Annotated in this window: 11 protein-coding genes; 7 read left to right on the forward strand and 4 right to left on the reverse strand. The window is 44.5% G+C overall.

All coding sequences use genetic code 11. The features are described from left to right. Positions 1 to 88 precede the first annotated feature (88 nt). On the reverse strand, positions 89 to 670 hold the full coding sequence (locus OCV50_RS08300) for a TfoX/Sxy family DNA transformation protein (RefSeq protein ID WP_150868835.1): 582 nt from the start codon (positions 668 to 670) through the stop codon (positions 89 to 91). Positions 671 to 1,034: 364 nt separating this feature from the next. Here OCV50_RS08300 and OCV50_RS08305 point away from each other — a divergent pair, with 364 nt between their 5' ends. The 5 genes from OCV50_RS08305 to OCV50_RS08325 all read left to right on the forward strand — a co-directional run bounded on the left by OCV50_RS08305 (position 1,035) and on the right by OCV50_RS08325 (position 6,633). After that, entirely contained in the window at positions 1,035 to 1,955 is a 921-nt protein-coding gene (locus OCV50_RS08305) for an HDOD domain-containing protein (RefSeq protein WP_261902758.1), read from the forward strand. A 34-nt stretch (positions 1,956 to 1,989) separates the two neighbouring features. Further along, positions 1,990 to 2,895 (forward strand): lysine exporter LysO family protein, encoded by a 906-nt coding sequence (locus tag OCV50_RS08310; RefSeq protein WP_261902759.1) that lies wholly within the window; start codon positions 1,990 to 1,992, stop codon positions 2,893 to 2,895. Between the two features lie 207 nt (positions 2,896 to 3,102). Further along, a complete protein-coding gene (locus tag OCV50_RS08315; protein ID WP_261902760.1) occupies positions 3,103 to 3,630 on the forward strand; it encodes a hypothetical protein in 528 nt (175 codons plus the stop codon). Between the two features lie 133 nt (positions 3,631 to 3,763). Then, positions 3,764 to 5,407 carry a pyridoxal-dependent aspartate 1-decarboxylase PanP gene (gene panP, locus OCV50_RS08320; protein WP_261902761.1) on the forward strand — a complete coding sequence of 548 codons (1,644 nt, stop codon included), beginning with the start codon at positions 3,764 to 3,766 and terminating at the stop codon, positions 5,405 to 5,407. Positions 5,408 to 5,778: 371 nt separating this feature from the next. Beyond that, complete coding sequence (locus OCV50_RS08325) at positions 5,779 to 6,633, forward strand: MurR/RpiR family transcriptional regulator (RefSeq protein ID WP_261902762.1); 855 nt, start codon at positions 5,779 to 5,781, stop codon at positions 6,631 to 6,633. A 73-nt stretch (positions 6,634 to 6,706) separates the two neighbouring features. Here the strand turns inward: OCV50_RS08325 and OCV50_RS08330 are convergent, their stop codons facing one another. Beyond that, positions 6,707 to 7,987: an iron-containing alcohol dehydrogenase gene (locus OCV50_RS08330; RefSeq protein WP_261902763.1), complete on the reverse strand. Its 1,281-nt coding sequence runs from the start codon at positions 7,985 to 7,987 to the stop codon at positions 6,707 to 6,709. Between the two features lie 438 nt (positions 7,988 to 8,425). Between OCV50_RS08330 and OCV50_RS08335 the strand changes: the two genes are divergently transcribed. Beyond that, positions 8,426 to 8,689 carry a GrxA family glutaredoxin gene (locus OCV50_RS08335; RefSeq protein WP_239842121.1) on the forward strand — a complete coding sequence of 88 codons (264 nt, stop codon included), beginning with the start codon at positions 8,426 to 8,428 and terminating at the stop codon, positions 8,687 to 8,689. Between the two features lie 232 nt (positions 8,690 to 8,921). Continuing rightward, complete coding sequence (locus tag OCV50_RS08340; protein WP_150894274.1) at positions 8,922 to 10,604, forward strand: aspartate:alanine antiporter; 1,683 nt, start codon at positions 8,922 to 8,924, stop codon at positions 10,602 to 10,604. 340 nt (positions 10,605 to 10,944) lie between these two features. On the opposite strand, the gene fabV is transcribed toward OCV50_RS08340, so the two are convergent. Beyond that, positions 10,945 to 12,147, reverse strand: coding sequence for an enoyl-ACP reductase FabV (gene fabV / locus OCV50_RS08345; RefSeq protein ID WP_239842122.1), 1,203 nt, complete (start codon positions 12,145 to 12,147; stop codon positions 10,945 to 10,947). Between the two features lie 209 nt (positions 12,148 to 12,356). Further along, positions 12,357 to 14,639, reverse strand: coding sequence for an acyl-CoA dehydrogenase (locus tag OCV50_RS08350; protein WP_261902764.1), 2,283 nt, complete (start codon positions 14,637 to 14,639; stop codon positions 12,357 to 12,359). Positions 14,640 to 14,672 lie beyond the last annotated feature (33 nt).

Raw genomic sequence — 14,672 nt, forward strand, 5'->3', positions numbered from 1 at the left:
AATAAGCGATTGAATAGAAAACAAAAAACCGAGGATTATGTCCTCGGTTTTTATTTGTATTGAATTATTCTGAGCATATAGGTGGATTCTAGTGACAGCTCTTCAACAGCTGTTGTTTACGAGGCTCTTGAAGCAGTTTCCAGTGAATACCATCAATTGCACCAGCAAATTTCCAAAGTAGCTTTAGGTCGACATCATTGCCGTAAGTTTTACGAACCTTACTGAAAACTTCAGATGCGCCTAACTGCATAAACATAGAGACATCTTCAACACCAGCTTTCTTAACCATACGCTCTAACGTCAATTGCATATTGGGTAAGTCACGTAAACGACGGCTAGCAGTCGATTTTTTGAAACTACGTTGTTGAACCGAATTGTCGATAGAAGTTCGAATAATGCTATCCAGTTCAGGGTGCTCACACGTAAACAGATCGGTAATATCGTAGTAATTTACAGTGGCTGTTGTCTGCTTTTTGACATGGCGATATTTTTCACAGTCTAGATCCGTCAATTTTTCATCTAACGACTCACCACCGCGAATAAATAAACAACCTTCGCTAATCAGTGCAAACATCGCATCGCTCTGGAAGAGGCCTGTACCTCCAAACATTGAACGCTTTTGGTGCTCACCAAACTTACTTACGTAATTAATAAATGCTGTCTCGGTCATATCCATTGATCCTTAATCAAATTACCCCGATTAGTACGATCACCAGATAAGCAGCTTTTTGTATGCGAAAATAAAATGTTCTAAATATAGGTGAATATTATGAGTTGCTTGTCACCTTTGAAATAAATCATACTTCGAAAAGAAAATTAAGTCTGGACTTAGCTCACAGCAATTAAGTGACTATCACATTATTTCATGATTGATATCACATTACGCCATTATTCGGTGCTTTCATTTTGACGCCTAGTGTTACCCCGGTTCAAATTTACCTGTTTTTAGCCGAAACCGATTTTTACTTTTGTACTATTGCACGGCAGCATTGCGGCTTGTAAACTGGTGTCGTCTTACTATTTATTCCCACTATATGAATCATTTATCCTTTTATTGGCTTCCTGAGAACAAAGCACTTCTACTCGAAGGACTCGAGACTGAGTTCGCACAACTGGTTAGTAGCTCTATTGCCTCTGGTAAAATCAACTTACCTCCAATCCCAGATGTGGTTTTGAAAATTCAGAAACTTTGTACCCTTGAATCAACAGGAATTGCTGATGTAGCAACATGCTTGTTAGAGGATCCTGGTTTAACTGCTATCGTCATTCGTGTTGCCAACTCAGTGGTATTCAACCGCCGCAACATCACTTGCGTAGACATCATGACTGCGGTATCGCGCCTCGGTATTCTAAGAGTCCGTGACATAGTGACAGCACAAGCGATTGAGCAGCTAAAGCACACCGTCAACCTAAGCCAAGATTGCAATCAGCTGCTAAGACAAAGCGCGTCGATTTCAAAAGAGCTTGGGGCGACGATGGTTCTGGTCACCAACCAGTTCAAAGAGCACGAACCACAGGAATATAGCTATCTGGAACAAGAGAAAGCGCTCTTGGTAGGCTTGCTTGCCGACATCGGCCTGTTCTGTTTGGTTAGCGAATATCATAACTATCTAGAGAGAGGCAATTACCTCGATCAAGACATCGCATTACAGATCTTCCAAACTCAATGTTCAGCCACCAGCCAGTTGGTTCTGAAGCAGTGGGGTTTCGATCGAGATTTTATTGATGTCTCTTCCAATAAGTCCTCTATAAACAGTGAGAAAGACGTTTCTTACCTCGATATTGCACGAATTGCTAATCATCTCTTGATGTTTAGAAACAATGATGAAAACATCGACTCTCACGAAGTCGAACTTAACGTCACTGGAGCTGAAGTTCTCTATCAACTCAGCAACTTAAATGACAATGAGTTCCACGGACAGCTTAACGACGTTATCAGTGCCAGCGGTTTATAAGGCCATAGACCGCTAAGTCAGCATCGAGGGAATCATGTTTACAGGGATGATCTTCATTTTTGCCCCGCTTGTGGTGGGGTACCTATTTTCTATTTCTAATGAAAAGACGTTAGAGCTGATTAACCGCTCTACCTCTTATCTGATTTACGTCATTTTGAGCCTGATGGGACTTAGCCTTGCGGCATTGGATAACCTAGGCAGTAACCTACAAACAATCTTGCTCTACACGGCAACATTCTTTGTCTGTCTAAGTGCATGTAATTTGCTAGCACTGCCGCTGATTGATAAAGCGCTCCCTCTACAGACAGACAGCAGCCAGAAAAAGCTGCCTCTTTCTTCAATGGCGCTAGAGTCTGCAAAACTGATTCTGGTGGTTGGATCTGGCCTCATTGCAGGCCTATTACTGCCGATCAGTTTGGGCTGGGTCGACACCGCTAGCGAATGGATTCTATTCGCCCTCCTCTTCTTCATTGGTATTCAACTTCGTAACAGTGGCCTTACGCTACGTCAGATCCTTCTTAACAAGCATGGCATGGTGATCGCTGCTACCATCATTGTGACTTCTATGCTTGGCGGTGTGATTGCTGCGTACCTCTTAGATATTCCTCTTTTCCGCGCACTCGCTATGTCTGCGGGCTTTGGCTGGTATTCGCTTGCAGGAATTTTAATGGGCGATGCTTTTGGGCCTGTTTATGGTGGCGCTTCGTTTATGTTGGAGCTGCTGCGTGAGTTAGTGGCTCTAGTCGTCATCCCTATGTTAATTCGAAGCTACCCTTGCACTTCTATCGGTTATGCGGGTGCAACAGCGATGGATTTCACGCTCCCTGTCATACAGACAACTGGCGGCGTACGCTGTGTACCTATTGCGATAGTCAGTGGTTTCATTTTGAGCCTACTAGTGCCTGTATTGATGCTATTCTTTGTATCTCTTGCTAACTAGATCGCAGGAATGGCCGATGTTTTCCATTAGAATGCGTCGGTACACCATGACTCGCAACACTGAAATTGCCCAAGATACTGAAACAGTTACCGAAATAAAAAGGCACTAAGTGTCGTTGCTCAACAAATACTAACCACGGTAATCTGTGAAGACATAGTTCTACATAAAAATTAGTTCTAAAAAGAATAAACCCAAAAAGGAACCACTATGAAACGCCTTTGTGTCGCACTACTGCTAGCATCAACTTCTACTTTCTCTTTTGCAGCAGATAGCTTAACTGGAAACCAACAATGTCTTGCTGAAAAATACGATGCGTACATCGATGCATCTCTGAATTGGTATTCTGATCTTGCTGATCTCACTGCAAAAAAATACCCAGAGCTGAAAGAAGTGAGCCAATGGTTCCTTGAGGGTCGTCAGCACCACTTCGAGTTAAACCGAGCTGCTGTGCGTTACTACCTAGTTAACGATTCAAGTAAAGTCGCTACAGAGCAATCCGTTGAGGGCTGGCTAAAGCTAGAGCAACACGACATCAAAGCGCTATCGCAACGTGACGATGAACTAGGCAAAGTAGCGAAGACAACTTTCGATGATCGCCAGTCTAAGCCACACGCTCAAAACTACGAGCTACGTTCTGCATTTGCTGAGCTGCTAAGCCATCCAAAACAGATTGACACAGCCCTTCAGCGCTACAACCAATCTATCGCTAAAGTAGAAAATACTCAGTGTAAATAGCGACATAAACGTGACTTCTTATTAAAAGTTACGTTTATGGGAAGTGGGATTTCATAATTAAGACGGGACTTTGTTCCCGTTTTCGTTTAGATTGTCCCGCTCGCGTCAATATTAGAAAAATAACTCGCTTGCTATGGTTACGGAACAAAAAACAGCAGATGTAAGCTTTGACAGCCTACTGCGTATCTTTACGGTACCAGAGGGCCCAGACTCAACACTTACACAAATCGAAGACAAACTGTCACAGAATCTGAATCAATTTCTACGAGAACACATCGTGGCTGAAGAGAAGCCGCTTCGTGAGATTGAGAAGGACTTTTCCAATGCTCATATCCCTGAGCAGCCAGAGTTTGTTTCTGAACATACCGAGCACCTACTCGATTCGCTAGTTTCTCACTCAGTGCACACGTCAGCACCAAGCTTCATTGGCCACATGACGTCTGCCCTGCCGTACTTCTTGATGCCGCTGTCAAAGATCATGATTGCGCTCAACCAGAACCTAGTGAAAATCGAAACTTCAAAAGCATTTACACCGCTTGAGCGTCAAGTGCTGGGAATGCTGCATCGCCTTATCTACCAACAAGACGATACTTTTTACTCTCGCTGGATGCACAGTGCTAATCACTCGCTAGGGGCTTTTTGCTCTGGTGGTACCATAGCCAACATCACAGCTCTTTGGGTTGCACGTAACAATGCACTGAAAGCGCAAGGTGAATTTAAGGGCGTAGAGAAAGAAGGCCTGTTTAAGGCAATGAAGCACTACGGTTACGAAGGCCTAGCGATTTTGGTTTCTGAACGCGGCCACTACTCTCTTAAAAAAGCCGCTGATGTACTAGGTATTGGTCAAGAAGGCCTTGTTTCAGTTAAAACAAACAACGACAACCGAATCTGTACTGAAGATTTAAAGCGCAAGATCACCGAGCTAAAAAGCAAAAACATCAAGCCATTCGCTGTGATAGGTGTTGCAGGTACGACCGAGACCGGCAACATTGACCCTTTGAAAAAAATGGCTGAAATTTGTGCTGAAGAGGCGTGTCATTTCCACGTCGATGCAGCTTGGGGTGGTGCTACGTTAATGTCGAATAACCACCGCCATCTATTAGACGGCATTGAGTTAGCCGATTCAGTCACGATCGATGCCCATAAGCAGCTCTATATTCCTATGGGTGCAGGCATGGTGCTGTTCAAACAGCCTGATGCAATGACAGCCATCGAGCACCATGCGCAGTACATTCTGCGTAAAGGCTCAAAAGACCTAGGAAGCCACACTTTAGAGGGCTCTCGTTCGGGTATGGCGATGTTAGTTTATGCTGCGATGCATATCATTAGCCGTCCTGGCTATGAACTGCTGATCGACCAAAGCATTAATAAAGCACGCTATTTTGCAGACCTTATTAAACAGCAAAGTGACTTCGAGCTCGTTTCTGAACCTGAATTGTGTCTTCTGACTTACCGTTATGTGCCTGAAAGCGTTAAACTAGCGCTTGGAAAGGCCAACGATGCTGACCGTACAGAGCTTAACGAACTATTGAATGAACTCACTAAATTCATTCAGAAGAAACAGCGTGAAACGGGTAAGTCGTTCGTGTCTCGTACACGTCTCACCCCTGAAGCTTGGTCACACCAACATATCATCGTGTTTCGTGTAGTACTTGCTAACCCTCTAACGGGGAATGAGATCCTGACCTCTGTGCTTGAAGAGCAGCGAGAAATCGCTAAGCTAGCTCCGAATTTAATGGGTAAGATCACAGCCCTAGTCAGTAAGATTCAATCATAGTTATTCAAATTTAGTTGCACCAGATTGAAAATTTATTTCTTTTTGGTGTAACTAACACGTCATTTCCACGCCTATTTGCACTTTTTTCACTCAAATCCTCTTCCAGTTTTGTAGTTTTCTAAAATTTTGTTGAGGTTTGTCATATTCTGAAGCATTCATCCCGTGTTTTTGTATTAGTAAATAGTGTGTTAGGTTTATACTTATCCTATGGTGCTAGTTAAAAATATATCTATTTGAAACGGCAGTACTTAAAGAGCATTATCGTTATAGCTAGTTTTTGCTTGATAACTCTTCACTGCTATTTGTTTCAGCCATTCCCCTGGTGAGCAGATATTAACTGGCAAGTTGTTCTCTATACCCTCGTGAACACTATGAATACATTAGAAAAAATACAAAAAAACCTGGAAAATTTCAGCAAGTCTGAGCGTAAAGTCGCCGAAGTCATTATGGCTTCCCCTCAAACTGCTATTCATTCTAGTATCGCTACATTGGCAAAAATGGCCGATGTAAGTGAGCCTACTGTTAATCGCTTTTGCCGTCGTTTAGATACGAAAGGCTTCCCTGACTTCAAATTGCATCTAGCTCAAAGCTTGGCAAACGGAACACCTTACGTGAACCGTAACGTTGAAGAAGATGATGGCCCTGATGCTTACACGCATAAGATTTTCGAATCGACAATGGCGTGTCTGGATGTCGCTAAAAACAGCCTAGACTCAATGCAAGTAAACCGCGCGGTTGACCTGCTAACGCAAGCTAAACGTATCTCCTTTTTCGGTTTAGGTGCGTCTTCGTCTGTCGCAAAAGATGCTCAAAACAAGTTCATCCGTTTCAACATTCCAATCACATGTTTCGAAGACATCGTGATGCAACGCATGAGCTGCATCAACTGTAGCGACAACGATGTTATCGTTCTTATTTCACACACTGGTCGCACTAAGAGCCAAGTTGAAATTGCGAACCTAGCTCGTGAAAATGGCGCAACAGTCATTGCTATCACAGCTAAAGACTCTCCACTGGATAAGGCAAGCTCACTGTCTATTTCACTGGATGTACCTGAAGACACTGATGTGTACATGCCAATGGCAAGCCGCGTTGTACAAATGACGGTTATCGATGTTCTGGCAACTGGCTTCACGCTGCGTCGTGGTACTGGTTTCCGCGAAAATCTAAAACGTGTGAAAGAGTCACTGCGTGATTCTCGCTACGAGAAGTACTCTCAGTTCTAAACTGAATGTAGATTCATTGTAAAAACGGAGCCTTATGGCTCCGTTTTTGTTTTAACTGTGCTTGTTCAACGTTTTAGATTGTCCAGCTGTTGCCCTTCTCCACCACGCTATTCTCTGAGGCGTAAGAGTTAATAATCGTAAAACTCGATTCCACACCACTGTCGCTGTGGGTCTTATGTTGAAGTTGTGAAGAATCACAACTGCAGTCGCGGCAAACCTTCTCTAAAATGTGCACCAAACGAGCTTTGTTGAGCGGCAATGGATTCCCTTTGATCGCCACAGACTTCATCGCATCTTCCGCAACATCCTCAAAGGGTGTTTTGCATACCCCGAAGTGCAGCAGGCTTGGAATCTCAAGTGTCTCCAACACCTCAGACAACCAACTAACTGATTGCTCTTCAACTGCACCACTGTCTCCCGTCACGATTGCTGCGATACGTTGATAGCGAGCCAATATATCATCACGCCCCTGCTCTCTCGCAACCTCGATGTTCTCTAACATCACTAAGGGTGCTAAGCGCGCAGTAATCACACTGTGTGGCGCATGTATTTTTCCACCTAACGCCGACGCCAAGCCATGAGCCGCCCCCAACTTAGCATTCGTTATCGCCATGCCACCTAGCATAGAAGCAAATGCAAGATCTGCCCGAGCTTGAGGTTGGTCTTCCACACACGCTTTCACCACTGAAGCGCTTAGCTTTCTTAAGCCCTCTTCACAAATCATATCGGTGAGTGGATTTGGGTCACCACAAACATAGGCTTCCATTAGATGTGTAAAGGCATCCATCGCCCCACGCCCTGACAGATACAAATTCGTACCGTAGGTCAGCGTTGGGTCCACTATCGCTACGTCCGCTAACATATCCGGGCTACGTAGACTGATTTTCACTTGGTCTTGGCCTGATTTAAGTACCGCATTTTTCGTTACTTCGGCACCAGTGCTTGCCGTGGTTGGAATAGCAATAAAGGGTAATGGTTTTGTTTTCAAAGGTACATTGCGACCGACCACTTCAACATAGTCATACACGTTCCCTTGATTTGGTAAGACTGCAGCCAGCGCTTTCCCCATATCAATGGCACTGCCACCCCCCATTGCCACGACCATATCAGGCTTAAACCGACGCGCTGAAGTAGCGGCTTCTTCGACCATCTTAATATTAGGCTCGCCAGACACTGCTATATGCTGATAACGCATGCTTTGTGCATCGAGATATTCGGTAACAATAGTGGTTCTGTCTAAGTTGCTCCCAGTGACCAGTAACACGCTATACCCATACTGGTTAAACTGAGACAGTGAAGACTGTAATGCTCCTTCACCAAAGATGATCTTTGTAGATGTCATAAATTGAAACATGGTGCCTCCTGCGCCTATGACCAAACAATACTACGAACTCTTTGTTGTTATGGTTTTCTAAAAACGTTCTACACGCTTATCTAAACATTTAAATGCTATATGGTTTATCTAACTACAAGATGCCTGTAACTGAATCGATTTTTTTTGACGCGGTGCAACTTGTCGCATTAAAAGCGCCACAAAGTCGGATTCTTAGCGCTGATTCACATTCTGTGCCCTATCTCCTTGCGTCTAGCGAGGGCATTAGTAAAAAGCGAAGGGGTGAGTGAATACAATTTAAGCTGATAGGCAATACCTATTGCATTAACAGGCAATTCCATCTTTATTTCCCTATAGCATTGAGGCATAGTTGGTTTTAAGAATTTTGAGTCGTATCCCTTAAAGAATAGTTAACATATTTGGGTTAACGAGCCTCATCCCGTATTTAGGAGAAATGAAATGTTTGTAGTAATATTTGGTCGCCCTGCTTGTCCATACTGTGTTCGTGCTAAAGAGCACGCTGAGACTCTTAAAGCTAAGCGCGATGACTTCAACTACCGTTATGTTGACATTCACGCTGAAGGCATCAGCAAAGCTGATCTAGAGAAAACTGTAGGTAAGCCAGTTGAAACTGTTCCTCAAATCTTTGTAGACCAAGAGCACATCGGCGGCTGCGACGACTTCGAAGCATACGCAAAAGAAAACCTAGGTCTTTTCGATTAATCGAGAACATTGATTTAGATAGGTTTAGCAAGCTGCAAACCACAAAATCAACAATAAAACCTTATTTTAAAGCTCACGTGGTTCATGTGAGCTTTTTTAATGCATAGAACAAAAATGAATCACGTAAAAATCAAGTAAAATAGCAAATTAGCGCTTATAATTTATCTATAATTAGATACAATTCACACCTCTACACTACCTTATGTTTCACGCCTTATACTGAGCTGCTGCTGTGAATATCGACGTTGTACTTTTGCTTGAGCAAAACCCTATTCTTCTCATCTTTGTCGTATTAGCGATTGGCCTTGCCATTGGTAAAATCCGCTTTGGAAATCTTCAATTAGGTAACTCGATTGGTGTCTTAATCACCTCGTTGGTAATGGGTCACCTTGGCTTCTCTTTCAACGCAGAAGCACTAACCATTGGCTTTATGCTGTTTATCTACTGTGTAGGTATTGAAGCTGGACCAAACTTCTTTGGTATCTTCTTTAGAGACGGTAAACACTACCTAATTCTGAGCTTAGTCGTACTCTCAACTGCTATCGCCCTTACCTATTTCTGTAGCGAATACTTAGGGTTAGGCTTCGGTTTGTCTGCGGGTATGATGGCTGGTGCACTCACAGCTACACCGATTCTTGTAGGTGCCCAAGACGCCCTCAATTCAGGACTTGCTGAAGTGCCTCGAAACATGGACATCAGTCTGGTAATTGAAAACCTATCGGTTGGCTATGCGATGGCATACTTGGTCGGCTTGATCAGTATGATCATGTTCGCTCGTTTGATTCCGAAGCTACAAAAGGTCAACCTACATGACTCGGCAGAACAGATTGCGCAAGAACGTGGTTTAGGCGCCTCTGGTCAGCGTAAAGTATACCTGCCAATCATTCGCGCATACCGCGTTGGGCAAGAACTGATTGACTGGACAGACGGCAAGAATCTGCGTGAGTTGGGTATCTACCGCCAAACAGGTTGTTACATTGAACGTATTCGTCGTAACGGCATTCTTGCCCACCCAGATGGTGACGCAATTCTGCAAGAAGGTGATGAGATCGCGCTAGTTGGCTTCCCAGATAGTCACGCTCGTCTTGATCCTAGCTTCAGAAACGGCAAAGAGGTATTCGACCGTAACCTGCTCGACCTTCGTATCGTTGAAGAAGAGATCGTCGTAAAAAGTGACAGCATTGCTGGCAAGCGTCTTTCAGACCTGAACCTATCTGAATACGGCTGTTTCCTGAACCGCGTAGTGCGTGCTCAAATCGAAATGCCGATGGATTTGAATATCGTACTGGCTAAAGGTGATGTACTTCAGGTCAGTGGTGAGAAGAGCCGTGTTCATGGTCTCGCTGAGAAAATCGGTTTCATCTCGATTCACAGTCAAATGGCAGACCTAATGGCATTCTGTAGTTTCTTTATTCTAGGGATTCTATTCGGTCTAATTACCATGACATTCGGTCAAGTTTCGTTTGGTTTGGGTAATGCCGTTGGCCTGTTACTTTCAGGCATTATGTTAGGCTTCTTACGAGCAAACCACCCTACTTTTGGCTACGTGCCCCAGGGCGCTCTGAATATGGTCAAGGACCTAGGTTTGATGTTCTTTATGGTCGGCATTGGCTTGAGTGCCGGTGGCAAGATATTTGAGCATTTAACTCAAGTCGGCCCACAGGTAATAGGTATTGCCTTGATTGTGAGTGTATTGCCGGTAATCTTCGCTTACTTAGTGGGAGCGTATATTCTTAAAATGAACCGAGCGCTATTGTTTGGTGCCATCATCGGCGCTAGAACCTGTGCACCAGCGATGGATATTGTAAACGACCACGCTCGCTCAACTATCCCAGCTCTAGGTTATGCGGGTACATACGCGATAGCCAACATATTGATGACCCTAGCGGGTACTTTCATCATCATTATCAGCTAACGACTAGATTCGTTCAGACTTTTCCAATGCACTAATTCGCAAGAGTTAGTGCATTTTTTATTGCCCTAAATCTTGTCGTATCCGCAACTCATGTCCTTCATTTGCTCTTATCGCTCCCTTCTTATCTCGAAACTAGTATCCCGCATCCGCTCTTGGATCTTTTCGCATCCCGCCACTCGCATCACTCATCTGCTCTCAATTCCCTTCGCATCCCGCCACTCACATCTCTAATCTGCTTTTTAATCTTTTCTCATCTCGAAACTCGTATCTCGCATCCGCTCCTAGATCAAAAAAAGGCGCTCATTGAGCGCCTTTTCATATTTAAACCAAGCAAATTGGATTAGATGTCTGCTACATCAAACTCAACAGCTGGGTTAACGTCTGCGTCGTAATCTACGCCTTCAACGCCGAAGCCGAATAGCTTCAAGAACTCTTCTTTGTACTCTACGTAGTCAGTTAGTTCTTTTAGGTTTTCAGTCGTGATCTGTGGCCATAGGTTGCGGCAGTGTTCTTGGATGTCTTCACGAAGTTCCCAGTCATCTAGACGTAGGCGGTTCTTCTCATCCACTTCTGCTGCGCTGCCATCTTCTTTGTATAGACGTTGGCTGAACATACGGAAGATCTGTTCCATACAACCTTCGTGTACGCCTTCTTCACGCATCTTCTTAAATACCATTGCGATGTACAGTGGCATTACTGGAATTGCAGAACTTGCTTGAGTCACAACAGACTTAAGAACAGCAACGTTTGCTGTACCGCCAGTTTGACCTAGTTTCTCGTTTAGAGCCGCTGCTGCGCGGTCTAGATCCATCTTCGCTTTACCTAGCGCGCCATCCCAGTAGATTGGCCACGTTAGCTCAGTACCGATGTAGCTGTAAGCAACTGTCTTACAGCCGTCAGCAAGAACGCCAGCTTCAGATAGAGCGTTGATCCAAAGTTCCCAGTCTTCACCGCCCATTACGGTTACTGTGTCTTTGATCTCTTCTTCTGTTGCAGGCTCTACGCTTGCTTCAATGATTGTGTCTTTGTTAGTGTCAACCGCTGTTGAAGTGTACGTCTCGCCGATAGGTTTAAGAGAAGAACGAATAACTTCGCCAGTCTCAGGCATTTTACGTACTGGAGAAGCCAGTGAGTAAACCACCATATCAACTTGACCTAGATCTTCTTTAATTAGGTCGATTGTCTTTTGCTTAGCTTCGTTTGAGAAAGCATCGCCATTTAGGCTTTTCGAGTATAGGCCTTCTTCTTTTGCTAGCTTATCGAATGCTGCTGAGTTGTAGTAGCCAGCTGTACCTGGCTTTTTCTCAGTACCAGCTTTTTCGAAGAAAACACCGATAGTTGAAGCGCCGCCACCAAATGCAGCTGCGATACGAGAAGACAAGCCATAGCCACTAGAAGAACCCACAACAAGTACACGTTTTGGTGCATTTGCAATTGGGCCTTGAGCTTTGGTGTAAGCGATTTGTTCTTTTACGTTAGCTTCACAACCAACTGGGTGTGTTGTAGTACAGATGAATCCGCGAATTCGAGGTTTGATGATCATATTCAACTTCCTTAAAAAATCCCTGTTAGGATAAAAGTTTCGTCTGCAAATGGCATCTAATTTCTTCAAAAATGTGGCTAAAATGCAAGTGGTTGGAGCACTCACGATGTATTTGCTGACATTTGTTCAAAATTCTAGCAAAGTTCTGGTTGCGTGCCGTACAAATACAAAAAAGGCACCTCGAAAGGTGCCTTTTGATGATATTTCTATCAAGCAACGCTATTTAGCTTAGGTTTCAGCTCTTTTCGCGTCAAAGTTTCACTATAGTCGTGGCTAAAGTGGTCAACTTGAATCGCAGCGTAACGCAGTTTGTCTGCTGCTAAGATTTGATCCACTTCTGCTTGTGTTAACACCTCAGCAACCAACGCTTGCTCTAGGCGCTCAGTTAATAGACCTTTACGTGCAACCTTGCCTTCTTTCACAGCTTTGAAGATCTTACGCTCTAGTGGCTTGATGTCGTACATTGCAATAAACGCATTCTCCATCAAACCTACGCTGTCGTCTTCGTCTTGGCCAATGTAACAAAGGTGAGTTAGACGCTCACGGTGTGCACCAGGAGTCATTAGGCTTTCCGCAAGCTTCACTGTTAAGGTATCGCTTGGCTTCTCGAAGTGGTTGCCCACTGGGAAGATTAACCCTTTTAGAACTTTACCCACTACCTTGTTCGGGAAGTTACGGTATGCTTCCTGTAGCGATTTCGCTGCATGATGGAAACAGTGCTGAACCGCGTAGTGCAAGTAATCCAGATCCGCCTGTTGACGACCTTCATCTTCATACTTCTTAAGTGCAGCAGATGCCATGTATAGGTAACTTAGACCATCACCTAATCGTGCAGAAATCAGCTCTTTACGTTTCAACTCACCACCTAGCGTTAGCATCGCAAAGTCTGCACTTACTGCTAGGGCACGACTTAGACGAGTTAAGTCTTGATAGTAAGGTTTCGTTGGACCACTCATATCCGCTTTGATGAATTTAGAGCCTGTTAATGCCGCGCCAAAAGCACCAAATGTGTTCTTAGTTGCGTGAGAGATATGTTTGAACAGCAGGTCATCAAACTCTTTCGCACCTTGTTTCTCATCTGGGTTCGCTGCTGCTTCCATCTCACGTAGTACGTAAGGGTGACAACGAGTCGCACCTTGACCGAAGATCATTAGGTTACGTGTCAGGATGTTTGCGCCTTCTACTGTAATTGCCACTGGAATACCTAGATACGGTGCAGCCAGATAGTTCATCGGTCCATCTTGGATTGCACGACCAGAATGGATATCCATTGAGTCGTTCAAAATGGTACGTGCCATTTCCGTCATATGGTACTTAGCAATCGCAGTAACAATGCCCGGCTTCTCTTTCAAATCGAGTGATGTTGTTGTCAGTGTACGCGTTGCTTCAAGCAGGTAAGTTAAGCCACCAATACGACCTAAGCTTTCTGCCACACCTTCAAACTTACCAATCGACATACCAAACTGCTTACGTACGTATGCGTATGCGCCTGTTGTACGTGCAGTCAGGTGACCCATCGCTGTGCCTAGAGCCGGTAGCGAGATACCACGACCCGCAGACAGACATTCCACCAGCATACGCCAGCCTTTACCTGCGTAATCTGCACCACCGATTAGCCACTCCATCGGGATAAATACATCATGACCACGTGTTGGACCATTCATAAACGCAAGGCCAAGTGGGTCATGACGCTCACCAATCACCACACCTTCATGATCAGCAGGGATTAACGCACATGTGATACCGATGTCTTCTTTATCACCCAACAACTTCTCTGGATCGTGCAGTTTAAACGCAAGACCAAGCACAGTTGCTACTGGTGCCAGTGTGATGTAACGCTTATTCCAGTTAAGACGAATACCTAGTGTCTCTTTGCCTTCGTGCATGCCCATACACACGGTACCCACATCTGGGATACCACCCGCATCAGAGCCCGCTTCAGGACCAGTTAGTGCGAAACATGGGATGTCTGTACCATCAGCTAGGCGTGGTAGCCAGTAATCTTTCTGCTCCTGAGTACCATAGTGAGACAGTAGCTCACCCGGGCCAAGAGAGTTTGGAACCATTACTGATACTGCAGCACTGATACTACGAGTAGCAATTTTGGTTACGATGGTTGAGTTTGCTAGCGACGAGAAGTTTCGACCACCGTACTCTTTCGAGATGATCAGTGAGAAGAAACGCTCTTTTCGTAAGAAGTCCCAAACCTCTTTTGGAAGGTCACGGTCTTCTTTAACGATCTTATGGTCATCAAGCATCTCAAGTAGAGTCTCAAGCTCGTTGTCCATAAATGACTTCTCTTCTGCTGTCAGTTCCGGTTTTGGGTACTGATGCAGTTTTTGGAAGTCTGGCTTACCAGAAAAAAGCTCTCCATCCCACCAAACACTACCGGCTTCCATCGCTTCTTTCTCAGTGCTAGAAAGCGGCGGCAGTACTTTTTTGAAGAGTTTAAAAGCTGGGTCGCTCACCCATTTTTGTCTTAGAGAGCTCATAGTTCAGATCCTTTTGTTCACTATTTTTGGTGT

Source organism: Vibrio fortis, from assembly GCF_024347475.1.
In the GTDB taxonomy this organism is placed as follows: domain Bacteria; phylum Pseudomonadota; class Gammaproteobacteria; order Enterobacterales; family Vibrionaceae; genus Vibrio; species Vibrio fortis.